The sequence below is a fragment of the Motilibacter aurantiacus genome, from assembly GCF_011250645.1.
In the GTDB taxonomy this organism is placed as follows: domain Bacteria; phylum Actinomycetota; class Actinomycetes; order Motilibacterales; family Motilibacteraceae; genus Motilibacter_A; species Motilibacter_A aurantiacus.
Genome location: NZ_JAANNO010000005.1, coordinates 160,397 through 182,037 on the forward strand (window position 1 = coordinate 160,397; position 21,641 = coordinate 182,037).

General features: G+C 72.5%; 17 protein-coding genes and 1 pseudogene. 7 read left to right on the forward strand and 11 right to left on the reverse strand.

What is annotated here, in order from left to right; translation table 11 throughout:
- Positions 1-5 precede the first annotated feature (5 nt).
- A complete protein-coding gene (locus tag G9H72_RS21550) occupies positions 6-1,550 on the reverse strand; it encodes a methyl-accepting chemotaxis protein (RefSeq protein WP_331272193.1) in 1,545 nt (514 codons plus the stop codon).
- A 123-nt stretch (positions 1,551-1,673) separates the two neighbouring features.
- On the reverse strand, positions 1,674-2,759 hold the full coding sequence (locus tag G9H72_RS11040) for a sugar-binding protein (protein ID WP_331272194.1): 1,086 nt from the start codon (positions 2,757-2,759) through the stop codon (positions 1,674-1,676).
- A 187-nt stretch (positions 2,760-2,946) separates the two neighbouring features.
- Here G9H72_RS11040 and G9H72_RS11045 point away from each other — a divergent pair, with 187 nt between their 5' ends.
- On the forward strand, positions 2,947-4,341 hold the full coding sequence (locus G9H72_RS11045) for a class II fumarate hydratase (RefSeq protein ID WP_166170914.1): 1,395 nt from the start codon (positions 2,947-2,949) through the stop codon (positions 4,339-4,341).
- A gap of 73 nt (positions 4,342-4,414) precedes the next feature.
- On the opposite strand, the gene G9H72_RS11050 is transcribed toward G9H72_RS11045, so the two are convergent.
- From G9H72_RS11050 to G9H72_RS23415, 4 genes and pseudogenes are all read right to left on the reverse strand, one after another.
- Positions 4,415-5,740 carry a PhoH family protein gene (locus G9H72_RS11050; protein ID WP_331272195.1) on the reverse strand — a complete coding sequence of 442 codons (1,326 nt, stop codon included), beginning with the start codon at positions 5,738-5,740 and terminating at the stop codon, positions 4,415-4,417.
- Between the two features lie 369 nt (positions 5,741-6,109).
- Positions 6,110-6,871, reverse strand: a complete 762-nt coding sequence (locus G9H72_RS11055) for an isoprenyl transferase (protein ID WP_166170918.1) — start codon at positions 6,869-6,871, stop codon at positions 6,110-6,112.
- 84 nt (positions 6,872-6,955) lie between these two features.
- Entirely contained in the window at positions 6,956-7,519 is a 564-nt protein-coding gene (locus tag G9H72_RS11060) for a flavin reductase family protein (protein WP_166170920.1), read from the reverse strand.
- A 193-nt stretch (positions 7,520-7,712) separates the two neighbouring features.
- Positions 7,713-7,784, reverse strand: a pseudogene (locus tag G9H72_RS23415) (putative leader peptide); the annotation flags it as partial.
- Positions 7,785-8,125: 341 nt separating this feature from the next.
- On the opposite strand from G9H72_RS23415, the gene G9H72_RS11065 reads away from it, so the two are divergent.
- Both G9H72_RS11065 and G9H72_RS11070 read left to right on the forward strand, forming a co-directional pair.
- A complete protein-coding gene (locus G9H72_RS11065) occupies positions 8,126-8,599 on the forward strand; it encodes a cysteine dioxygenase (protein WP_331272196.1) in 474 nt (157 codons plus the stop codon).
- The gene (locus G9H72_RS11070; protein ID WP_166170922.1) at positions 8,596-9,003 is read left to right on the forward strand and encodes a rhodanese-like domain-containing protein; all 408 of its coding nucleotides are present in this window, start codon (positions 8,596-8,598) and stop codon (positions 9,001-9,003) included. Before G9H72_RS11065 ends, G9H72_RS11070 begins: the two co-directional genes overlap by 4 nt.
- Positions 9,004-9,030: 27 nt before the next feature.
- Here G9H72_RS11070 and G9H72_RS11075 read toward each other — a convergent pair whose 3' ends face one another.
- A complete protein-coding gene (locus G9H72_RS11075; protein ID WP_166170924.1) occupies positions 9,031-9,582 on the reverse strand; it encodes a hypothetical protein in 552 nt (183 codons plus the stop codon).
- Positions 9,583-9,897: 315 nt separating this feature from the next.
- Here G9H72_RS11075 and G9H72_RS11080 point away from each other — a divergent pair, with 315 nt between their 5' ends.
- From G9H72_RS11080 to G9H72_RS11095, 4 genes are all read left to right on the forward strand, one after another.
- Positions 9,898-10,944, forward strand: coding sequence for a LysR family transcriptional regulator (locus G9H72_RS11080; protein ID WP_166170926.1), 1,047 nt, complete (start codon positions 9,898-9,900; stop codon positions 10,942-10,944).
- 657 nt (positions 10,945-11,601) lie between these two features.
- Complete coding sequence (locus tag G9H72_RS11085; protein ID WP_331272197.1) at positions 11,602-14,940, forward strand: PQQ-dependent sugar dehydrogenase; 3,339 nt, start codon at positions 11,602-11,604, stop codon at positions 14,938-14,940.
- Between the two features lie 109 nt (positions 14,941-15,049).
- Positions 15,050-16,408 (forward strand): sugar phosphate isomerase/epimerase family protein, encoded by a 1,359-nt coding sequence (locus G9H72_RS11090; protein ID WP_166170930.1) that lies wholly within the window; start codon positions 15,050-15,052, stop codon positions 16,406-16,408.
- Positions 16,409-16,557: 149 nt separating this feature from the next.
- The gene (locus G9H72_RS11095; RefSeq protein WP_166170932.1) at positions 16,558-17,739 is read left to right on the forward strand and encodes an aldose epimerase family protein; all 1,182 of its coding nucleotides are present in this window, start codon (positions 16,558-16,560) and stop codon (positions 17,737-17,739) included.
- Positions 17,740-17,755: 16 nt separating this feature from the next.
- Here G9H72_RS11095 and G9H72_RS11100 read toward each other — a convergent pair whose 3' ends face one another.
- The 4 genes from G9H72_RS11100 to G9H72_RS11115 are packed head-to-tail and all read right to left on the reverse strand — an operon-like array spanning position 17,756 to position 21,289.
- Positions 17,756-18,721, reverse strand: a complete 966-nt coding sequence (locus G9H72_RS11100; RefSeq protein ID WP_166170934.1) for a sulfotransferase family protein — start codon at positions 18,719-18,721, stop codon at positions 17,756-17,758.
- 34 nt (positions 18,722-18,755) lie between these two features.
- The gene (locus G9H72_RS11105) at positions 18,756-19,607 is read right to left on the reverse strand and encodes a MetQ/NlpA family ABC transporter substrate-binding protein (protein WP_166170936.1); all 852 of its coding nucleotides are present in this window, start codon (positions 19,605-19,607) and stop codon (positions 18,756-18,758) included.
- A gap of 27 nt (positions 19,608-19,634) precedes the next feature.
- Complete coding sequence (locus tag G9H72_RS11110) at positions 19,635-20,309, reverse strand: methionine ABC transporter permease (protein WP_166170938.1); 675 nt, start codon at positions 20,307-20,309, stop codon at positions 19,635-19,637.
- A complete protein-coding gene (locus G9H72_RS11115) occupies positions 20,306-21,289 on the reverse strand; it encodes a methionine ABC transporter ATP-binding protein (protein WP_166170940.1) in 984 nt (327 codons plus the stop codon). The genes G9H72_RS11110 and G9H72_RS11115 overlap by 4 nt, the downstream gene beginning before the upstream one ends.
- Between the last annotated feature and the right edge of the window lie 352 nt (positions 21,290-21,641).

A 21,641-nucleotide genomic window follows, 5' to 3' on the forward strand; every position in this document is an offset into this window, starting at 1 on the left:
TGGGGCTAGTAGCGGAAGCTCGCGACGAGCTGGTGCAGGTCCTGCGCCATCCGGCTCAGCTCGGCCACGGCCTCCTCCGACTGCGCCACGCTCTGCGTGGTGACGTCGGCGGCGGACGCCAGCCCGGCGATGTTGGACGCGATCCCGCCCGCACCCTCGGCCGCCTCCACGACGCTGCGGTTCATCTCCGCCGTCACCGCCGTCTGCTCCTCGACGGCGCTGGCGATCCCGCCCTGGTAGCCGTTGATCTGCGCGACGACGGAGCTGATCTCGCCGATCGCGACGGCGGCGCCCTCGGTGTCGGCCTGGATGGCCTCGACGCGGTGGCCGATCTCCTCCGTCGCACGGGCGGTCTCCTGGGCGAGCTCCTTGACCTCCGAGGCGACGACCGCGAACCCCTTGCCCGCCTCACCGGCGCGGGCCGCCTCGATCGTGGCGTTGAGCGCGAGCAGCTTGGTCTGCTCGGCGATGCTGGTGATGAGCTTGACGACGTCGCCGATCTGCCGGCTCGAGTCCCCGAGCTTGCCCATCTGGCCGGTCGTCTCCTCCGCGACCGTGACGGCGTGCCCCGCCACCCGCGCCGCCTCGTTCGCGTTGTGCGCGATCTCGCCGATGGCCGCGCTCATCTCCTCGGCGCCCTTCGCGACCGTCTGGACGCTCTGCGAGACCTGGTCCGCCGCGAGCGAGACCGCCTGCGCCTGGCCGGAGGACGAGCGTGCCGTGCCGGCCATGCCGCGCACGGTCGCGGAGATCTCCTCGGCCGCGGCGGCCACCGAGGCGGCGGACTCGGCCACCGATCCGATGAGCGCGCGCATGCTGCTCTGGGCCTGGTCCAGGGCGTCGGCCATCTCGCCGACCTCGTCTCGGCTGGACACCTGCGCGGGGACGGTGAGGTCGCCGACGGCCATGGCCGCGAGTGAGCGACGGACCCGCTGCAGAGGCCGGGTCACCGAGGTCACGATCGCGTACGCGAGCAGGACCAGCACCAGGGCGGCCACGCCGCTGGTCGTCCACAGCACGTGCGCGGCGCTCGAGCGGCTGTCGGCCGCACGGTCGGCGGCCCGGCGGACGCTGTCGGCGAAGAGCCCGCGCTCGTTCTCGAGCACGGCACGGGCGAGGTAGTTGTCCGCGTCGATCTGCTCCCAGCTCAGCCGGGCCTGGGCCTGGTCCGCCGCAGCGCCGCGGACGAAGCTCTCGATGACGCCGGTGTAGTCGGCGTACACCGTCTCGATGCGGGTGCGCGCGGTGTCGAGGGCCGGCGGAAGGGCAAGCGCGCGGAGTGCCTCGAGCCCGTCCTGCACGGAGTCGAGCTGCTGGGCCAGCAGCGACTGCTGGGTGGCCGGGTCGGGGCGCGCGATCGCCTGCAGGCCCTGCACCTTCAGGTCGCTGGCCATCCGGTCCAGCTGCAGGACCAGGGAGTTGGCGTCGTTGACCGTCTGCAGCTCGCGCTCCGCGGCGGACACGGTGCGCTCGCTGCCGGCGGTGACGCCGACGCACGTGGCGAGGGCGAGCAGGCTGGCCCCCACGAGCGCACCGAGCTTCACGCGCACCGGCAGGTCATTGACGCTCGAGAGTCGTCGGAAGCGGCCCTGCACTGTCGTCCCGCCGTCGGGGCCCATCTCGATCGCTCCTCGTCCCGGCACTCGTCCGGCTCCCAGATTCCTGCTCATGCGTCAGCCGACCTGCTCGGCGGTGTAGTAGCCGCCGTCCACGAGCACCCGCTGCAGGTTGCGGCGGTCGACGGCGATGGGCTGCAGCAGGAAGGTGGGCACCGTCTTCACCCCGTTGTCGTACTGCTCGGTGTCGTTCACCATCGGCGCCCGGTCCTTGAGCAGGGCGTCCGTCATCTGCACGGCGACCTTCGCGAGCTCGCGGGTGTCCTTGTAGACGGTCAGCGCCTGCCCGCCCGCGGCGATCGAGCGGACGGAGTCGAGCTCGGCGTCCTGACCGGTGACGACGGGGCGCCGCTGGCCGCCCTGGCCATAGCCCGCGCTTTCCAGCGCCTCGAGCACCGCGCGCGCGATGCCGTCGTTCGGCGCGAGCACCGCGTCGAGCGGAGCGCCCGCGTCCGGCCCGCGCAGCAGCTGCTGCATCCGCTTGCCCGCGTCCGCACTCACCCAGCCCGGGGTGGCGGCGGCGGCGAACGTGTCCTGGCCGCTCGGGACGGTGAGAAGCCCCGACCGCAGGTAGGGCCGCAGGACGCTCATGGCGCCGTTCCAGAAGAACGTGGCGTTGTTGTCGTCGGGCGAGCCCGCGAACAGCTCGATGCGGCGCACAGCGCCGCCCTTCGCCAGGCCGAGGGCTTCCACGATGTACGTCGCCTGCTGCACGCCGACCTTGTAGTTGTCGAAGGTCGCGTAGTAGCTGACGTCAGCGCTGCCGCGGATGAGCCGGTCGTAGGAGACCACCGGGATGCCGGCGACGGCTGCTCGCGAGAGGACCGACGTGAGCTTCGTGCCGTCGACGGCGCCGATGACGAGCGCCCTGGCCCCGCGGTCGATCATGGCGTCGATCTGCGCAGCCTGCGTCGCCGCGTCGTCGTCGGCGTACTGCAGGTCGGGCTCGTAGCCGAGCAGGCTGAACTGCTTGACCATGTTGTCGCCGTCGCCCATCCAGCGCTGCTGGTCCTTGGTCGGCATCGCGAGGCCGACGACGCCGCGGGCGGGCTCGCTCCCGGCGTCCGCCCCGCCGGAGGAGGAGCACCCGCTCAGCGCGAGCAGCACGGTGGCTGCAAGCACGCCACACAGGGACTTGCGCACGATCGGTTCCCCCGAGATCAATCCTGCCGGCCGTCGAGAGGGACGGCCTGCTGCCGGATGAGTTCATCGGAAGCCGCGGAGCCTGATTTCACGACCGTCCCTGTGGCATGGCTCACTCCGGCCCGCCGCCCGGCCCCGGGCGGGGGCGGGTGCCGTTTCCGCCGCGCCCGCGCGGCAGGATGACCTCATGGCGAATGAGGAGTACCGGATCGAGCACGACTCGATGGGTGAGGTCCGCGTCCCGGCGCGGGCGAAGTGGCGTGCGCAGACCCAGCGCGCGGTGGAGAACTTCCCCGTGTCCGGGCAGCGCATCGAGCGCGCGCACATCGAGGCCCTGGCCCGCATCAAGGCCGCCGCCGCGACGGTCAACGCCGAGCTCGGCGTGCTGGAGCGCGACGTGGCCGACGCGATCGTCGGCGCCGCCGAGGAGGTCGCCCGCGGCGACTGGGACGAGCACTTCCCGATCGACGTGTTCCAGACCGGGTCCGGCACCTCCAGCAACATGAACACCAACGAGGTCATCGCCACGCTGGCGACCGAGCGCCTCGGCAAGCCGGTCCACCCGAACGACCACGTCAACGCCTCGCAGTCGAGCAACGACGTCTTCCCGTCCTCGATCCACATCGCCGCGACGAGCGCGGTCGTCAACGACCTCGTGCCGGCGCTGCGCCACCTCGAGGGCGAGCTGTCGCGCAAGGCCGAGCAGTGGGCGCGCACCGTCAAGAGCGGCCGGACCCACCTCATGGACGCCACGCCGGTGACCCTCGGCCAGGAGTTCGGCGGCTACGCGGCGCAGGTGCGCCACGGCGTCGAGCGGCTCGAGGCGTCCCTGCCCCGCGTGGCCGAGCTGCCGCTGGGCGGCACCGCCGTCGGCACCGGCATCAACACCCCGAAGGGCTTCTCCGCCCGCGTCATCGCCGAGGTCGCCGGAGCCACCGGGCTCGCGCTGACCGAGGCGCGCGACCACTTCGAGGCCCAGGGCGCCCGCGACGGCCTGGTCGAGCTCTCCGGGCAGCTGCGGACGATCGCGGTCTCACTGACCAAGATCAGCAACGACGTGCGCTGGATGGGGTCGGGGCCGCGCACCGGCCTGCAGGAGCTGTTCCTCCCCGACCTGCAGCCCGGGTCGTCGATCATGCCGGGCAAGGTCAACCCGGTCATCCCCGAGGCGCTGTGCATGGTGTGCGCGCAGGTCGTCGGCAACGACGCGACCGTGGCGTTCGCCGGCAGCGCGGGCAACTTCGAGCTCAACGTGATGCTCCCGGTGCTCGCGCGCAACGTGCTCGAGTCCATCCGGCTGCTCGCGAACATGTCCCGGCTCTTCGCCGACAAGTGCGTCGCCGGGCTCGTCGCCAACGAGGAGCGCTGCCGCGAGTACGCCGAGTCCTCCCCCTCGGTCGTCACCCCGCTCAACAAGTACCTCGGCTACGAGGAGGCCGCGAAGGTCGCCAAGCAGTCGCTGGCCGAGCGCAAGACGATCAAGCAGGTCGTCCTCGAGCGCGGCTACGTCGACCAGGGCAAGCTCACCGCCGAGCAGCTCGACGCGGCGCTCGACGTGCTGTCGATGACCTCGCCGTCCTGAGGCCTCTTCGCGGTGTGCGGCGCCTGCTGTCGCGCTGACGACAGCAGGCGCCGCGCGCCTCGCCGCGCCGGCCTCAGACCTGCAGGTCCCCCAGCATGTCGGTCACGAGCGCGGCGATCTGCGAGCGCTCGGAACGGGTGAGCGTCACGTGGGCGAAGAGCGGGTGCCCCTTGAGCGCCTCGATCACCGACGCGACCCCGTCGTGCCGGCCGACCCGCAGGTTGTCGCGCTGGGCCACGTCATGGGTGAGCACGACCCGGGAGTTCTGCCCGATGCGGGACAGCACCGTGAGCAGCACGTTGCGCTCCAGCGACTGGGCCTCGTCCACGATGACGTACGCGTCGTGCAGCGAGCGCCCGCGAATGTGCGTGAGCGGGAGCACCTCGAGCATGCCGCGGTCGAGGACCTCTTCCACGACGGCCGGTGACACGAGGGCGCCGAGCGTGTCGAAGACCGCCTGCCCCCAGGGGCTCATCTTCTCCGACTCCGACCCCGGCAGGTAGCCGAGGTCCTGCCCGCCCACCGCGTACAGCGGGCGGAAGACGACGACCTTGCGGTGCTGGCGCCGCTCCATCACCGCCTCCAGCCCGGCGCAGAGCGCCAGGGCGGACTTGCCGGTCCCGGCCCGGCCGCCGAGGGAGACGATGCCGACCTCGGGGTCGAGCAGCAGGTCCAGCGCCACGCGCTGCTCGGCGCTGCGCCCGTGGACCCCGAACGCCTCACGGTCGCCGCGCACGAGGCGTACCGACTTGTCCGGCGTCACCCGCCCGAGCGCGCTGCCCCGCTCGGAGAGCAGCCGCAGGCCCGTGTGGCACGGCAGCTCGCGCGCCTCGTCGATCTCGACGCGCTCGCCCTCGTAGAGGCCGTCGAGCACGGAGGCCGCGACCTCGAGCTCGGCCATGCCGGTCCACCCGGCGTCGACGGCGGCGCCGGTGTCGTACTCCTGCGCGCTCAGCCCCACCGCCGCGGCCTTCACCCGCAGCGGCAGGTCCTTGGACACCAGCACCACGCCGTGCCCCTCGACCGCCAGGTTGCGTGCAACGCTCAGGATGCGGGTGTCGCTGTCGCCCTGCCGGAAGCCGGCCGGCAGGGCCGAGTCGTCCACGTGGTTGAGCTCCACGCGCAGGGTGCCGCCCCCGGGCACGTCGAGCGGCTCGTCGAGCCGGCCGTGCTCGACACGCAGGTCGTCGAGCAGGCGGAGCGCCTCGCGGGCGAACCAGCCGAGCTCGGGATGGGCGCGCTTGGCCTCCAGCTCGGTGATGACGACCAGCGGGAGGACCACGTCCGCGTCCGGGTAGCGCAGCATCGCGCGCGGGTCGGACAGCAGGACGCTGGTGTCGAGGACGTACGTGATGGGGCCCGCAGCGGACGGCTGCGGCGAGCGGGACGGAGCGGTCACGAGATACCCCCGGAGCGGGCGTGCACCGCCGCCCGCGCCAACGTCAGCGCCGTACGGCGAGCGACCGGGACCTGGCCCGCGGGCCGGGTGCCGGCCCACTTCCTCGACTGACAACCAGCACGAGACCGGGCCTCCCGTGACGACGGGCGGACGCCCGGCGTCGCTCCGAACGCTACGTTCGCCGGGCGTGCGGGGCAGGACGACACGCATGGCATGACCTGAACGGACGATGACGATTGCGTTGCCCGGCGGGGCGCACCCTGCCAGAACCGGAGGAAAGCCGCAGACGCGTCGGCTCCCGAACCGGCGCTCCCGCGCCAGCTGCCGAACCGGTGCTCCCGCGCTAGCTGCCGAACCGGCGCTCCCGCGCTAGCTCCCGAACCGGCGCTCCCGCGCGGCGTAGTCCCGCATCGCGCGCAGGAAGTCGACCTTGCGGAAGTCGGGCCAGTGCGCGTCGCAGAACCAGAACTCCGAGTGCGCGCTCTGCCAGAGCAGGAAGCCGGACAGCCGCTGCTCGCCGGAGGTGCGGATGACGAGGTCCGGGTCCGGCTGACCCTTCGTGTAGAGGTGCTCGGCGATGTGCTCCACGTCGAGCACCTCGGCCAGCTCCTCGATGGAGGTCCCCCGCTCGGCGTGCTCCTGGAGCAGCGAGCGCACCGCGTCCGCGATCTCGCGCCTCCCGCCGTAGCCGACCGCGACGTTCACCAGCATGCCGGCCACGCCCGACGTGGCGTCACCGGCGCGCTTGAGGACGGCCGCCGTCTCCGGCGGCAGGATGTCGAGGGCGCCCACCGGGTGGACCCGCCAGCGCCCGCGGGCCGCGAGGTCGTCCACGACGTCCTCGATGATGCGCAGCAGCGGCTCGAGCTCCTCGTGCGGCCGCGCGAGGTTGTCGGTGGACAGCAGCCACAGGGTCACGACCCCGACGCCGGACTCCTCGCACCACCCGAGGACCTCGGACACCTTCTCCCCGCCCCGCCGGTGCCCCTCGCTCGGGTGCTCGCCGACCGCGCGCGCCCAGCGCCGGTTGCCGTCGAGGATGATCCCGACGTGGCGCGGAACCCGCGGTCGGTCCAGCCGCGCGGACAGGCGCCGGGCGTAGAGGCCGTACACCAGCTCACGCAGTGCCACGGACTCTCCTTGCCCAGCGCCGGCGAGGGCTCCGGCGTCAGCGCCGGCCCCCGGGCCGGCCCGACCAGAGCCGCCCCTCGCAGGCTAGCCCCTGCCGGCCGGCCCCGGTGCGGGACGCCCGGCGCGGTGCGGCGCGATCGGGGTCGGCGCCGCGAACCGGCCCTCGTGGTGCACCAGCGGGCGGCCGGTGCGCCCGGGGCGCACGTCGAGGACGCGCCCGAGCACGAGCAGGTGGTCGCCCAGCGGGATCTGCGTCTCCGTCGCGCACGTCAGCCAGGCGAGGGCGCCGCTGATGACCGGATGGCCGTGCTCGTCGAGCTCCCAGGGGGTCTGCGCGAACCGGTCCACCCCGCGTGTCGCGAACCGGGTGGCGATGTCGGCCTGGGCGGACCCGAGCAGGCTCACGGCGAACGTGTCGGCCGCCTCCACCGCCCCGAAGCTGGAGGAGCTGTTCGCGATGCAGAAGGACACGAGCGGGGGCTGCAGGGAGACCGCGGTGAACGACGAGACCGTGAGACCGGCCGGGCTCTCGCCGTCCATCACGGTGACGACGACGACCGAGGCCGCGTGGCGACGAAGGGCGGAGCGGAGTCGGTCGGGCGCCACGCCCTCACGAGCCCGCACGGGGCGCAGCGGGACAACACTCATCGGTCGCCACCTTCTGAAGAGAGCCGATAGACGGATCAGGGAAATGCAGATGTGCGAAATGAACGTCTGTCATACACGGGGGCCGGGCCTTCTCGCTTGGCCTGACGGGCAGTCCGAGGAGGGCCGGGACAGGGGCTGCCGGGCGCACCCCGACGAGAAGGGGCGCCGGAGGGCGCGGCTCCCGCCGCCGGGCTCAGCAGCCCCGGCGACAGACGGAGCTGGCCAGGCGGCACAGGTCGACGTGCCGCCGGGCGACGAGGAGGAGCCGGCGCTGCATGCAGCAAATCCTTTAATCCCGGTAGGACATGTGTCAAGCTGTAGCCGACGGCGAGCCGCCCACCAGCCCGCCCCCGACCACGAGACCCGAGGAGGGCCGCATGCTCACACCCCCGGCCCTCCACGGCCTCCCCGCGCCGGGCCCCGCAGGCGCGGGCGAGAGAGCTGCCGCCTGGGCGCTCGAGGACTTCTGGCCGGGACGCCGGGGCGATTCCTTCGACGAGGCGTGTCCGGGCGGAGCGACCCCCGCCGGCCGCAACCGCTGACGCCCTCCGGGGCACCGGCGGGCGCGGCACGCCCACACCCGCCATCCCACCGGAGGACGTCCCCGTGTCCCTGCCCCCCACCCGCACCGCCCCACGCCTGGACCTCGGCCTGCTGGCCCTTGCCGTCAGCGACGACGTCGGCTGGCGCCGTAGCGTCCGTTTCGACCCCGACCAGCGCTGGTACGCCCGCGTGGCCGCCACCGCGACCTACGAGGCCTGGCTGCTCAGCTGGCTGCCCGGCCAGGGGACCGGCCCCCACGACCACGGCGGCAGCGCCGGCGCGTTCCTCGTGCTCCGGGGCGAGCTCGCGGAGTCGTCGTACGCCCTGGGCTCGGCGACCGCGCCCACGCAGCGGCTCGGCACCGGGTCGGTCCGCCGGTTCGGCCCGCGTCACATCCACGACGTGCGCAACGTCGGCGCGGTCCCGGCCGTGAGCCTGCACGTCTACGCGCCGGCGCTGCGCGCCATGACGCGGTACGGCTGGGAGGAGGGCGCGCTCGTCGCCCGCTCCCGCGAGAAGGCCGGGTCGGACTGGTGAGCACGACGACCCGCACCATCGACGACGTGCTGGCGGAGGCCAGGGCCCGGCTCGAGCGACTGCATCCGTACGAGGCCGCGCAGGAGCTGCGCGCCGGGGCCGTGCTCGTCGACATCCGTCCCGCCGCCCAGCGCGCGGCCGAGGGCGAGGTGCCCGGGGCCCTGCTGGTCGAGCGGAACGTCCTGGAGTGGCGCTTCGACCCCGCGAGCTCGGCCCGGCTCCCGATCGCCGACCACGGGCTGCGCGTGATCGTGCTCTGCTCCGAGGGCTACACCTCGAGCCTGGCGGCCGCCAGCCTGCACGACCTCGGGGTGACCCGCGCGACCGACGTGATCGGCGGGTTCCGCGCCTGGGCCGCATCCGGGCTGCCGGCGAGCGGCCCGCTGGCGCTCAGCCGCTTCTGAGCCTCCGGCCCGCACCGCCGGCCCCCGTCACGCGGTGCCCCCGGTGCCCCCGGTGGCCCCGCCCTCAGGTCCGCGCGCCCGGACCCGCTCGACCTCCTCCATGGCGGCGCGCAGCTCGGCCAGCCAGTCGTCGGTGTGCTTGCCGACCAACCGGACGCACCAGGCGAGGGCGTCGGCCCGGGAGCGCGCGACCCCGGCGTCCACGAGCGTGTCCAGGACGCGGCGCTCGGGCTGGCGCAGCCGGGTCATCACCGGCACCGAGAGGTTGGTGAAGACGTACGCCTCCTCGCCGCACTCGACGCCCCACGCCACCTTGCGCCCGAACCGGTGCTCGGCCTCGCGGGCGATCTCCATGCGCCGCTCGCGCGTCTCCTCCCGGAACCGCTTGGCGCGCCCGGCGGACGCCGCCGCGCGCTCGGCCGCCGACGCGGCCTCCCCGAGGGCCGGCGCCGCGATCACGCCGACCACGAGAGCCTCTTCCCGGTCGACCGTGACCCGGGCCGCGCCCTCGAACCAGTCCTGCGGCAGCCGCCCGGCGAACCATCCGCGCAGCTGCTCCTCGACCTCTCGGTACGTCATGCGCTGAGGATTACTTGCTTACATCCCCACTCGCCAGCCCCGTTCGCCCTGGGCGCACGGGTCCGGCAACCGGTTCGCCGACCGAACTTAAGAGGTTGCCAAGAGACACTTGACCACCCCCTCCCCCGGACGTACGTTCCGTCCTGGCCTCCAGATGAAGGCCTCAGGCACTCAACAGCCGCCGTACGGGCCGATGCGCCCACAGCCCGACCGCCGCCATCGGCATCGCGCCGGGCTGTCCCCCCCCGGGACGGCGACAGAGCGCTCCCCAGGCGCAGGGACGCCCGTCCCGGCGTTGTCGGCAAGGAGGCCGAAGTGACCCAGCCGTCCCGTCGCGGGACAGCGCCCGTCGCTGCCGAGGCACCAGCCCCGGCGGGCCCGAGCCCCCGGCTGACCCTGACCCGCCTGCGGGTCTTCCTGGCGGTCGTCGACACCGGGGCGATCCCGGCTGCCGCCCGCTCTTTGCACGTCACCGAGATGTCGGTCCGCAACAACCTGCACGAGCTCGAGAGCAGTGTCGGGTCACGCCCGCTGCTCGCGAAGTCTGCCGCCGGCCTGGTGCCCACCGGCCACGGGGAGCGCGTCGCGGCGGTGGCCCGGATGATGCTCGCCCACGCCACAGAGCTGTCCAGTCCCGAACGACTGCGCCCGGTCGTCGCCTTCGCCGCCGGTCAGGCGCGCTGGGTCGTCGACGCATTGCGGGAGTCCGGCGGGCTGGAGGAGGTGGAGCTGCGGGTGCTGACCGAGGCCGACGCGGGCCCGGACACCTCCGACGGGCCGCTGACCGCGCAGTCGAGCGGGCAGTCGAGCGGGCAGCTGACCGGGCAGCTGTTGAGCGGCACCATCGACCTGCTCGTGACCCCGATGCCCCAAGCGGCAGGGCAGGAGACACCCGTCCGCGTGGACGAGCTCTACCGCTCCCAACTGCTCGCCCTCGTCGAGGCCCGCCGGCAGTCGGTGCCCCTCGAGGAGCTGAGGAGCGGCCGCGTCCTCACCGTGCGCAGCGCATGGGCCACGTCGATGCTGCAGGCGGCGGCACGGGTGGAGGGGATCGGCGCGCTGGCCGTCGACACGGCCAGTCCGGACCCGTACGCCCTCGTCGTGCTCGCGGAGGCCGGCATGGGCACCGCCGTGCTCCCCGCCGACATCGCCGCGCTCGTGGCGGACGGCCCTGTCACAAGATCCTGGGCGCCCGTCCTGCACCGGGGGACCGTCCTGGAGACGCCCGTCTGCCTGCTCACCCGGCGGGACGTCTCACGACGCGTGGAGCGCGTCCGCACCAGCCTGCGCCTGGCCGCCGCCGCTCGGCGCGGAGCGCGCCCGGCAGCCGTGGGCGCCGCGGCATCCGCGAGCCCGCCCTGAGCGAGTTTCAGCCGGCCCCCCCGCCAGCAATTTCCTGACCACCCCTTTCGCACCCCGCCTGCACTTCAGGCACCGGGGCACCGCGCCGCGCATTTCTACGCCCGGCGGAAGTCCTGGCTTTCCGGCCGTCGCGCTTCTCGGGGACCGAATCGCCAGGGTCCCAGGCTCCTGCGCGGACGCCTGCGGCCGACGGGTGACCTCGCTCGCTGGGCATCACAACCCCTGCGAGCAAGGGCTTCTGTGCGTCGCCGCGGCGGACGGCCGCGCCCGGTGACGCCCTGCGGCGGCTCCTGCAGCCGGTCGGCAAACCTCAGTTTGAGCCTTCTCAACTTCTGCTGGTCACAAAGGCATAACACCATGCGCCGGCAGAAGTTTCTCCTTGACGGCGGCTTAGCCCTGAAACTATGTTGCGCTGGCGCGGCAAAGCAACAGCCGGCCGCGATTGTCGCCCGACCTTCCCCCGCGACGGGCCCGAGCAGCGATCTCGCCTTCTCCCTCACACGGTCCCACTCGCCCCTGTGCACAACCGCAGGTGAAGGACGCAGGTGTCAGGCCGCGCTCCTGCCCTCGCACGACGACGTCGGGCGGTGGCCCTAGTTCCCAGCAGCAGCGAGGAGTTCCCACGCAATGAAGCGAAGTCGGCTTCGTCTGCTCTCCGTGCCCCTGGCGCTCGCCGTCCCGGCGACCGCGCTCGCGGCAGCGGTGGCACCCGTGGCGTCCGCCGCGGACCCAGACCCGTTGAACTGGAACAACTACGAGAAGATCACGCTCAGCAAGGACGTAGGCGAGCCGATCGACCTCGCCGTCCTGCCCGACAAGCGGGTCCTGCACACGGCGCGCAACGGTGACCTCCGGCTGACCGACTCGACCACGGGCGTCACGAAGATCGTCAACCACCTCGACGTCTACAACAACTCCGAGGACGGCCTTCAGACGGTCTCGATCGACCCGGGCTTCGCGACGAACAAGTGGGTCTACCTCTACTACGCCCCCCGCGTGATGAGCGGCACGGCGCAGAACGGGCAGCCCTACCCGGCGACGACGCCGACCGGCAGCGCCCCCAACACGCTTCCGGCCGGGCAGACGGAGTCGTACTGGCAGCAGTGGCTGGGCTACAACCAGCTCTCGCGCTTCAAGTGGGACGATGCCACCGGCGCGCTCGACCTCACGAGCGAGCAGGTCATCATCAAGGTCGAGTGGAACCGCGGACAGTGCTGCCACAACGCCGGTGACGTCGGCTGGGACGCGGCCGGCAACCTGTTCCTCTCGGTCGGCGACAACACCGCAGCCAGCGCGCCGGGGGCGAACGGCATGGCCCCCAACGTCGCCGTGCCGAACGGCAACCCGGGCAACGACGACCGTCGCGGCGCGGGCAACTCCAACGACCTGCGCGGCTCGATCCTGCGCATCAAGGTCGCCGAGGACGGCAGCTACACGATCCCGGAGGGCAACCTCTGGCCCGTCGGCACCGCCAGGACACGCCCGGAAATCTTCGTCAAGGGCGTGCGCAACCCGTTCCGCATGGACGTCGACCCGGTGACGGGCACGGTGAACTGGGGCGACTACGGCCCCGACGCCGGCGCGCCGATCGCCGGCCGCGGCCCGATGGGCTTCGTCGAGTGGAACATCACCGGTGTCAACCGCCCGCTGCACTCCGGCTGGCCCTACTGCACCGGCAACAACTTCAACTACAACGAGTACAACTACGCGACCAACACCTCCGGCGTGGACTTCGACTGCGGCGCCGGAGCGGTGAACAACTCCCCATGGAACACCGGCCTGCAGCAGCTGCCGCCGTCGACGCCCGCCACCGCGTGGTACGGCGACCGCGTGGGAGACCAGCCCGCTGAGTTCGACGGCTTCGTCAACTTCGGCACCGGCACCGCCCAGTCGCCCATGGGTGGCCCGGTCTACCACTACGACGCCACGAACCCGGCGACGACCAAGCTCCCCTCCTACTGGGACGGCAAGGTCTTCTTCTCCGAGTTCCAGCAGGACTACGCGGCGGCGCTGTCGGTCGACTACGCCGACTACAAGCTCACCGGGCTCGAGGACTTCATGCCCAACGGCAAGGTGACCTCGACCGCCGCTCCCGCGTGGGACGGCACGATGGACATGGAGTTCGGCCCCGACGGCTCGCTCTACGTCCTCGACTACGGCACCAGCTACTTCCGCGCCAACCCGCAGGCCGGCCTCTACCGCGTGGACTTCGCCCCCGGGGACAAGTCGCCGCAGGCCTCCTTCACGACGCAGCCGAGCTCGAGCAGCTCGGCCCCGCTGACGGTCAGCTTCAACGCCGCCGCCTCGGTCGACCCCGAGCGCACGGCCCTGACGTACGAGTGGGACTTCACCAACGACGGCGTCTTCGACGCCACCGGGGTGACCGCGTCGTACACCTACACGCAGGTCGGCGCGTACACCGCCCGCCTTCGCGTGACCGACGCCTCCGGCAAGACCGGCCTCGTGTCGCGCCAGATCTCGGTCGGGAACCAGGCTCCGAGCCTTGCGCTGTCCACGCCGAACGGCGGGTTCTTCGACTGGGGCCAGGCGGTCCCGTGGGCCGTCACGACCAGTGACCCCGAGGAGGGCACCGCGACGGTCTGCTCGCGGGTCGCGATGACCTTCGGCCTCGGCCACAACACGCACGCCCACCCGCTGACCACGGCGACCGGTTGCTCGGGCGCCTGGGCGACCCCGGTGGACGCGCCGCAGCACGGCGTGACGGAGAACATCTTCGGCGTCATCGTCGCGCAGTACACCGACGCCGGCGCGGCGGGCGTCCCGGCGGCGACGAGCGACCTCGGCATCGAGATCAACTCCAAGCTGCAGCAGGCCGAGTGGTTCGACTCGCAGTCCGGCGTCGAGGTCACCTTCGACGAGAACGCGGGCGGCCTCAACAAGGTCACGTCGTTCGACGCGGGTGACTGGCTCGCCTGGGACCCGATCAACTTCACGAACATCACCGGCGCGCAGGTGAAGGCCTCCGGCACCGGCACGCTCTCCTTGCGCTGGAACTCCCCCGACGCCGCGCCGTTCGCGACCGCCGCGTTCGACGGCACGGACTGGCAGACGGTCAACCTGGCCCTCACCGGCTCGGCGCTGCCGACCGGCACGGGCGAGCTCGTCGTCACCTCCACCGGTGGCGTGGTCTTCGACCAGGTCCAGTTCCTCGGCAACGGCATCGCCGACGTGACCGCCCCGGCGGTGACGGCGACGAGCACGCCCGCGGCGCCGCAGGGCGCCAACGGCTGGTACACCTCGGGCAACGTCACGGTGAACATCGCCGCGACGGACAACGGCACCGTCTCCACCCGGCAGTACCGCACGGCCTCGGCGGCGAGCCAGTGCAGCGCCGACGGCGCCACGTGGGCCAACCTGCCCACCAACGGCAACGTCACGGTGAGCCTCGAGGGCACGACGGTCGTCTGCTGGCGGGTCACCGACAACGGCGGCAACGTCGCGACCGGCAACGCCACCGTCCGCATCGACCGCACTGCACCGGCGATCAGCCTGGCGGGCGTGACCGACGGGGCCATCGCCGACTCGGCCTACCTCACCGTGGGCGGCACCGACTCCGCGTCCGGCTTCCTGTCGGCCTCCGCGATCACGGTGAACGGCAAGAGCTACGGCGCCGGCCAGCCGATCGACCTCTCGACCCTGGCACCGGGCAGCCACACGCTCGTGGCCACGGTGAAGGACGTCGCCGGCAACACGCAGACGCAGACGGTCACCTTCACGACGACGGTCTCCTTCGACAGCATCGACGCGCTCATCTCGCGCTACGCGGCGGCGAAGACCATCTCCGCGAGCGCGGCCGCCGGCCTCCGTGACCGGCTCGAGGGAGCGGAGACCCGCGTCGAGCGCGGCCAGGCCTCCTCGGCGGTGAGCTACCTGAACCAGTTCATCGCCAGGGCCGACAGCCAGGTCAAGCAGAAGGCGGCGCACGACGTCCTCGTCCGCGACGCCCGGGCGCTCATCGCCTCGCTCGAAGGCTGAGCGAGCGCCCCGACAGCACGACGGCCGGCCCGGCGGTCATCCGCCGGGCCGGCCTCCCCGGGCCACTTCGCGGCCCAACGCCACCTTCGTGTGTCAGAGGAGAGTCTTCATGAGCAAGCTCAACCGCCGAGGGTTCCTCGGCCTGGCCGGCGCGTCCGCCGTCGGCGTCGCGGCCTCGCCGCTGCTCGGGATCAGCCCCGCGAGCGCGGCCCTCGACGTCGCGGCGCCCGACACCCCGCTCGAGAACCTCGGCCTGCAGCTCTACACCGTGCGGGACAAGATCACGTCGCTCGGCTTCGCGGTCGTGTTCGAGGAGCTGGCGCGCATCGGCTACAAGGAGGTCGAGTTCGCGGGCTACACCCAGTCCACGAGCATCCTCGGCCGGCAGATCACCATCGCCGAGATCAAGAAGGCGCTCGACGACAACGGCCTCAAGGCGATCGGCTCGCACATCGGCGCGGCCGCGCTCGTCGACCCCGCCCAGCGGGACGCGTCGTTCCAGGCCGCCGTCGAGCTGGGCATGCCCTACGTCGGCACCGCGAACGACTTCTGGGGCGCGAGCAGCACCCCGAGCTCGACGAACACGCTCGGCATCTACGGGACCGCGCGCACCATCGCGGACCTGCAGCGTGGTGTCGACTCGCTCAACAAGGCCGCGGTCGTCGCGCGGGACAAGTTCGGCCTCAAGGGCATCTACCAGCACAACCACCAGAACGAGTTCGGCTTCGCCACGGACAACAGCGCGGTCCGCCGGTACGACGTGTGGAGCGCGGGCCTGGACGACAGCACCGGCGCGTTCCTGGAGATGGACATCGCGTGGGCCTTCAAGGGCGCGCGCACCTTCCCCGGCCCGACGGCGGCCACCCCCGGTCAGCACCAGGCGAGCTACCTCGGCGGCTTCGACCCGGCCGACTACGTCGTGGCGAACCCGAACCGCTACAAGCTGTTCCACACCAAGGACGCGGTGCCCACCGCGCTCACGGCCAACACGATCCCCGGTGACCTCACCCCGGTCGAGTTCGGCACCGGCATCGTGCCGTTCCGCGCCTTCTTCGCCAAGGTCGGCGCCAAGGCGGCGGCGACGGGCGTCTACGAGCAGGACACCGCCACCGCCGCGAACGTCCCCGGCGGCTCGCTCGGTGCGGCCGCCCGCTCGTACGACGGCATGTACTACGTCCGCACGCTGACGTGGCTCGACGAGCTGTACGCCCTCGTCGGCCGCTACGTCACCGCGGGCCGGGTCAAGACCACCGTCGGCGACGACCTGCAGGGCCGCGTCGGCAACGCGATCAAGCGCTACGAGGGGGGCCACGAGGAGTCGGCGATCGGCTACCTCGGCCAGTTCGTCGCCAAGGTGAACAACCAGGTCAAGGGCGACGACGCCGCCAAGGCGCAGCTGCTCACGGTCGCCAACGTCGTCCTGGGCTGGCTGCAGACCTCCGAGGACAAGGAGAACGGCGTCCTCTGACACCGCCTCCGCCACCCGGCCGGCTCGCACGTCGTCCAGGGGCCTCGGCGCTTCGGCGCCGGGGCCCCTTGCCGTTCGGCGGGCCGAGGCCGTAGACCTGTCCTGCGTGCCCCTCCGGGCCGCGTGTCCGTCCTCAGCGTGGAGGAGACATGCAGCAGAGCCCTTCCCTGACCCGCCGTCAGGCCCTGCTCGGCGGGGCGGCCGCACTCGCCGGCACCGCCGGGCTGGCCGCCGCGCCGAGAGCAACGGCGGCAGTAGCGGCGGCCCGCGGCGTGACGGGCGAGCCGTGGGGGTCGACCGGGACCGGCGACCAGGTCACCCGCTACACCCTGCGCAACGCCGCCGGGACGACCGCCCGCATCCTGACCCTCGGCGGCGTCCTGCAGACGCTGGAGGTGCCAGACCGGCGCGGCCGGCTGCGCAACGTGACCCTCGGCTTCGCATCGGTCGAGCCCTACCTCGTCAACGCCCCCAACTTCGGCGCGATCATCGGGCGCTACGCCAACCGCATCGCCAACGGCGCGTTCACCCTCGACGGGGCGGCGTACCTGCTGCCGATCAACAACCCGCCCAACACCCTGCACGGAGGCCCCGTCGGCTTCGCCCGGCGCGTCTGGTCCGCTGTCCCCTTCACGACCCCGACGTCGATGGGGGTCCGCCTGAGCTACGTCGACCCGGCCGGCGAAGCCGGCTTCCCGGGGACGCTGAGCACGCTCGTGACCTACTCGCTGACCGAGGACGACGCGCTCCGCATCGCCTTCCGCGCCACGACCGATGCCCCCACCGTGGTCAACCTGACCAACCACGCCTACTTCAACCTCGCCGGGGAGGGGGCCGGCGACGTCTACGACACCCTGCTCCGGGTCCACGCGAAGCGCTACGTCCCGATCGACGCGGTGTCGATCCCGACCGGCAGACTGGCCCCGGTCCACGGCACCCCGTTCGACTTCGCGACCCCCACGGCCATCGGCGCCCGCATCCGCAACCGGCACCAACAGCTGGACAACGGGCGCGGGTACGACCACAGCTTCGAGGTGACCGGGGGCGGCGGGTCGCGGCTCGTGCGCGCGGCCGAGGCGACCGACCCCCGCTCGGGCCGCCGGCTGACGGTCTGGACGACCGAGCCGGGGGTGCAGCTCTACACCGGCAACTTCCTCGACGGCACCCTGCGCGGGACCAGCGGCCGGGCGTACCGGCAGTCCGACGGCTTCGCGCTGGAGACCCAGCACTTCCCGGACTCGCCGAACCAGCCGGGCTTCCCCTCGACGGTGCTGCGGCCCGGGCAGGTGTACCGCACGACCACCGTGTACGCCTTCTCGACCGTGCGGTGAGCCGCCGGGCTCGGGGTCAGGGGGCCGCAGGCCGCTGGCGGGCGCGGAACTCCCCGCGCCCCTCGTCGCCGAGCCAGTCGGCGTACGACTGCCCGGTGAGCTCCTCGAGCTCCTTGATGTCCTCGACCAGCGGGGCGAGCACCTCGCGCCGCTGCTCGACCGTGAGCCGTGGGCGCGCGGTCCCGCTGGCGTGCAGGGCCTTGAGCAGCGGGACGGCCGCCACGCGCCATGCGCGCGGCGGGAGGTACGCGCCGACCGCCGCCCCGGCCCGGATCGCCGTGGCGAGCACGGCGGTGCGCCGGGTCGCCGGGACGTACGGGCGGACGTTCTCCGGCGGGGCGTCGACCGCGTGCCCGCGCGGCACGCCCAGGAAGGAGCAGACCGTGTCGAGGGTCTGCTGCGGCTCGTCGACGAGCTGGCGGTAGCGCAGCACGAGCACCTGCTCGCGGGGAAAGAGCGAGTAGAGGTGCCGCAGCTGCTCCCCGTAGCGCCCGAGCCGGCTGTAGTGCCAGAACGGCGCCCATCCCGCGGCGACGCGGGCGTCCTCGCAGCGGCACGCCTCGACGAAGTCGTCGACCGGCTCCAGCCCGTCGGACCAGAGGTGCATCCAGTTCGAGTACGCCCGGTCGACGGGGTCGCGGACGACCGCGATCAGCTTGGCGTGGGGCACCGTGCCGCGCAGGCGCTCCTGCGCGCCACGGTCGTACAGGTAGAACGGGGTGCTCTCCCCGCGCAGCGCCCCCGGCGGGGCATCGGCGAAGAGCGCTTCGTAGGCGTCGCGCCTCCACACCCATTCACGGGCGCTGTGCGCGTCCCCGGGGCCGCGCTGCCCCGACCGGGCAGGCGGCCGGTCGTCGCAGAGGAAGTACTTCGGCTCCTTGACCCGGGACAGGTGCAGCCCGGGGTGCGCCACCAGCGCGGCATGCAGCGCCGTCGTGCCGGCCTTGGGCGCGCCGACGAGGAAGAAGTCCGGAAGAGCCATGACAGTCCTTCGGTCGGCGCGCCGCGGCGACAGGTCAGAAAGCGGGGAGCACCTCACCCGCCGGCCACTTGGTCTCGATGAACTCCTTGACCTGCGGCGAGTGCAGCAGCTCGTCGAGCTTCAGCAGCGCCGGGTTGGACTTGTCCTCCGTGCGGACGGCGAGGAAGTTCGAGTAGGGGTTGCCCTCGCCGCTCTCGATGAGCAGCGAGTCCTCGGCCGGGTTGAGCCCCGCCTCGAGCGCGTAGTTGCCGTTGATGATGGCCAGGTCGAAGTCGTCCAGCGTCCTCGGCAGCTGCTCGGGGTCGGTCTCCACGAACTCCAGGTCCTTGGTGTTGGAGTCGATGTCGAAGATCGTCGGGTCCTTGTCCCCGGTGTCCTTGAGCGTGATGACGCCGGCCTTCACCAGCAGGTCGAGGGCGCGTGCCTGGTTCGAGGGGTCGTTCGTGATGCCGACCTTCCCCTGCTGCGGCAGCTCGGCGACGTCCTGGATCTTCTTCGAGTACGCGGCGTACGGCTCGATGTGCACGCCCTCGTAGTGGTCGAAGTCGTAGCCCTGCGACTCCTCCTGCGACTCGAGGTAGGGCAGGTGCTGGAAGTAGTTGCCGTCCAGGTCGCCCTCGGAGAGCGCGACGTTGGGCTGGATGTAGTCGGTGTACTCGACGATGTCGAGGTTCAGGCCGGCGTCCTTGGCCAGGTTGTCCTGCACGAAGCGCAGGATGTCTGCGTGCGGGACGGGGCTTGCACCGATCTTGAGCGTGACCGGGCTGGCCGCTGCGGGCGTCTGCTGCGCGGCAGGCGCGGCGTCCTCCGAGTCGTCCCCGCCGCACGCGGCGAGCAGCGCCATCGCCGACAGTGCCGCCGCCAACGTCGTCAGGGTCTTGCGCATCTGTGGTTCTCCTTCAGGAATCGGTTCTCAGCGGTGGTCGAGTCGTCGGACGAGGAAGTCGCCGACGAGCTGCACGACCTGGACGATCAGGATGAGGACGATCACGGTCACGACCATGACGTCGGTCATGTAGCGGTTGTAGCCGTAGCTCACGGCGAGGAAGCCGAGCCCGCCTCCTCCGACGGAGCCGGCCATCGCGGAGTACGAGATCAGGGCCACGGTGGTGACAGTGAGGCCGGAGACGATGCTCGGCAGCGCCTCGGGCACGAGCACCTTGCTGACGATCTGCAGGCGGCTCGAGCCCATGACGCGGGCCGCCTCGACCTTGCCGGGGCTCACCTCGCGCACCGAGGTCTCCACCAGGCGCGCGAAGAACGGCACGGCCCCGACGGTGAGCGGGACGATCACCGCCTTCGGGCCGATGTTGGTGCCGACGATCAGCTTGGTGAACGGGATGATCGCGATCAGCAGGATGAGGAACGGCAGTGACCGGCCGATGTTGACGATCAGGCCCAGCACCCGGTTGACGACGGCGTTGGGCGCGAGGCCGCCGCGGGCGGTGACGTGCAGCACGAGGCCGAGCGGCAGCCCGAGGATCGCGGTGAGGACGGTGCTCCAGCCGACCATCTGGAAGGTCTCCAGCGTGGCCTCCGGCAGCCGCTCCTGGATGACCGGCGAGTCGAAGACGTCGAACATGCTCATCGCACGACCTCCGCGGCGACGCCGTTGCCGGCGAGGAACTCCAGGATCTGGGGCATCGGCGCGCCGGGGCCGAAGCCCAACCGCATCCGCCCGTACTGCCGGCCCCGGTGGGTCTCCACCGTGGCGGCGACGATGCGGGCGTCCACGTCGAAGCGGCGGGCCAGCTGGCTGAGCAGCTCCGTGCCCTTCGCGTCGCCGGAGAAGGTGATGTCGACGACGTCCTCGGCCCGCGCGTCGGACGCGGCGGTGACGAGCGGGAGCAGGTCGTGGGCCAGCTCGGACTCGGGCGCCGTGAGCGCCTCCGCGACCGGCCCCTGCTGGACGATGCGCCCGTCATGCAGCCGGGAGACGCTGTCGCACGCCTCCTTGACCACGGCCGGCTCGTGAGTGATCAGGATGACGGTCACTCCCAGGCGGTCGCGGACGTCCCGGATGAGCTGCAGGATCGAGTGGGTCGTGCGGGCGTCGAGCGCGGACGTCGGCTCGTCGCAGAGCAGGACGGACGGCTCCGCCGCCAGCGCGCGGGCGATGCCGATCCGCTGGCGCTGCCCCCCGGACAGCTGGGAGGGGTACGCCGCCCCGCGGTCCCCCAGGCCCACGAGCTCGAGCAGCTCGGCCACCCGCTCCTTGCGGCGCTCGCGCGGCACCCGGGCGAGCTCGAGCGGGTGCGCCACGTTCTGCGCGGCCGTGCGGTTGTCCAGCAGGTTCACGTTCTGGAAGACCATGCCGATGCTGCGCCGGGCGGTGCGCAGCTCGCGCTCCCCCAGTGCGGTCAGCTCCTTGCCGTCCACGGTCACCGAGCCGGAGGTGGGCCGCTCCACCACGGTCAGGCAGCGCACGAGCGTGCTCTTGCCGGCGCCGCTGGGGCCGACCACGCCATGGATCTCCCCGCGCGGTATGTGCAGGCTGACGCCCCGCAGCGCGAGGATCTCCCGGCTTCCCAGCCGGTAGGCCTTGCGCAGGTCCTGGACCGTGATCACTGTTTCCTCGCCATCGTCCCGTCGTACCACGCCTACGGCGGGCCCCCTGCAGCCCGGGGCCCGGTGGGCAACGCCCACCGGCCCCCGGGCCATTCCCCCCGGTTCCCCCGTCCTCTCCTGGCGCTACCCCTCCAGCCGCGGGGCCAGGAGGCGCGGCTCCGGCGCCGGGCAATCCGAGGCCGCTTCGACCGGCAGCCGTCCCGCGACCACGACGGCGGTGAGCGCGGGCATTGCCGCCGTTCCTCGTGCGGGCATGGGACGAGAACTCCTCGACAGGGAAGCGCGAACGACGGCCGGGCCGGCCGCCCGTGGCGGGCGGCCCGGCGGAGTGGTGCCGACGGCTGCGGGCCGG

Excerpts from the sequence above, each read along its gene's own strand:
- G9H72_RS11045 (WP_166170914.1), top strand. The coding sequence starts at position 2,947 with ATGGCGAATGAGGAGTACCGGATCGAGCACGACTCGATGGGTGAGGTC.
- G9H72_RS11060 (WP_166170920.1), bottom strand. The coding sequence starts at position 7,519 with ATGAGTGTTGTCCCGCTGCGCCCCGTGCGGGCTCGTGAGGGCGTGGCG.
- G9H72_RS11075 (WP_166170924.1), bottom strand. The coding sequence starts at position 9,582 with ATGACGTACCGAGAGGTCGAGGAGCAGCTGCGCGGATGGTTCGCCGGG.
- G9H72_RS11090 (WP_166170930.1), top strand. The coding sequence starts at position 15,050 with ATGAGCAAGCTCAACCGCCGAGGGTTCCTCGGCCTGGCCGGCGCGTCC.
- G9H72_RS11095 (WP_166170932.1), top strand. The coding sequence starts at position 16,558 with ATGCAGCAGAGCCCTTCCCTGACCCGCCGTCAGGCCCTGCTCGGCGGG.
- G9H72_RS11100 (WP_166170934.1), bottom strand. The coding sequence starts at position 18,721 with ATGGCTCTTCCGGACTTCTTCCTCGTCGGCGCGCCCAAGGCCGGCACG.
- G9H72_RS11105 (WP_166170936.1), bottom strand. The coding sequence starts at position 19,607 with ATGCGCAAGACCCTGACGACGTTGGCGGCGGCACTGTCGGCGATGGCG.
- G9H72_RS11110 (WP_166170938.1), bottom strand. The coding sequence starts at position 20,309 with ATGAGCATGTTCGACGTCTTCGACTCGCCGGTCATCCAGGAGCGGCTG.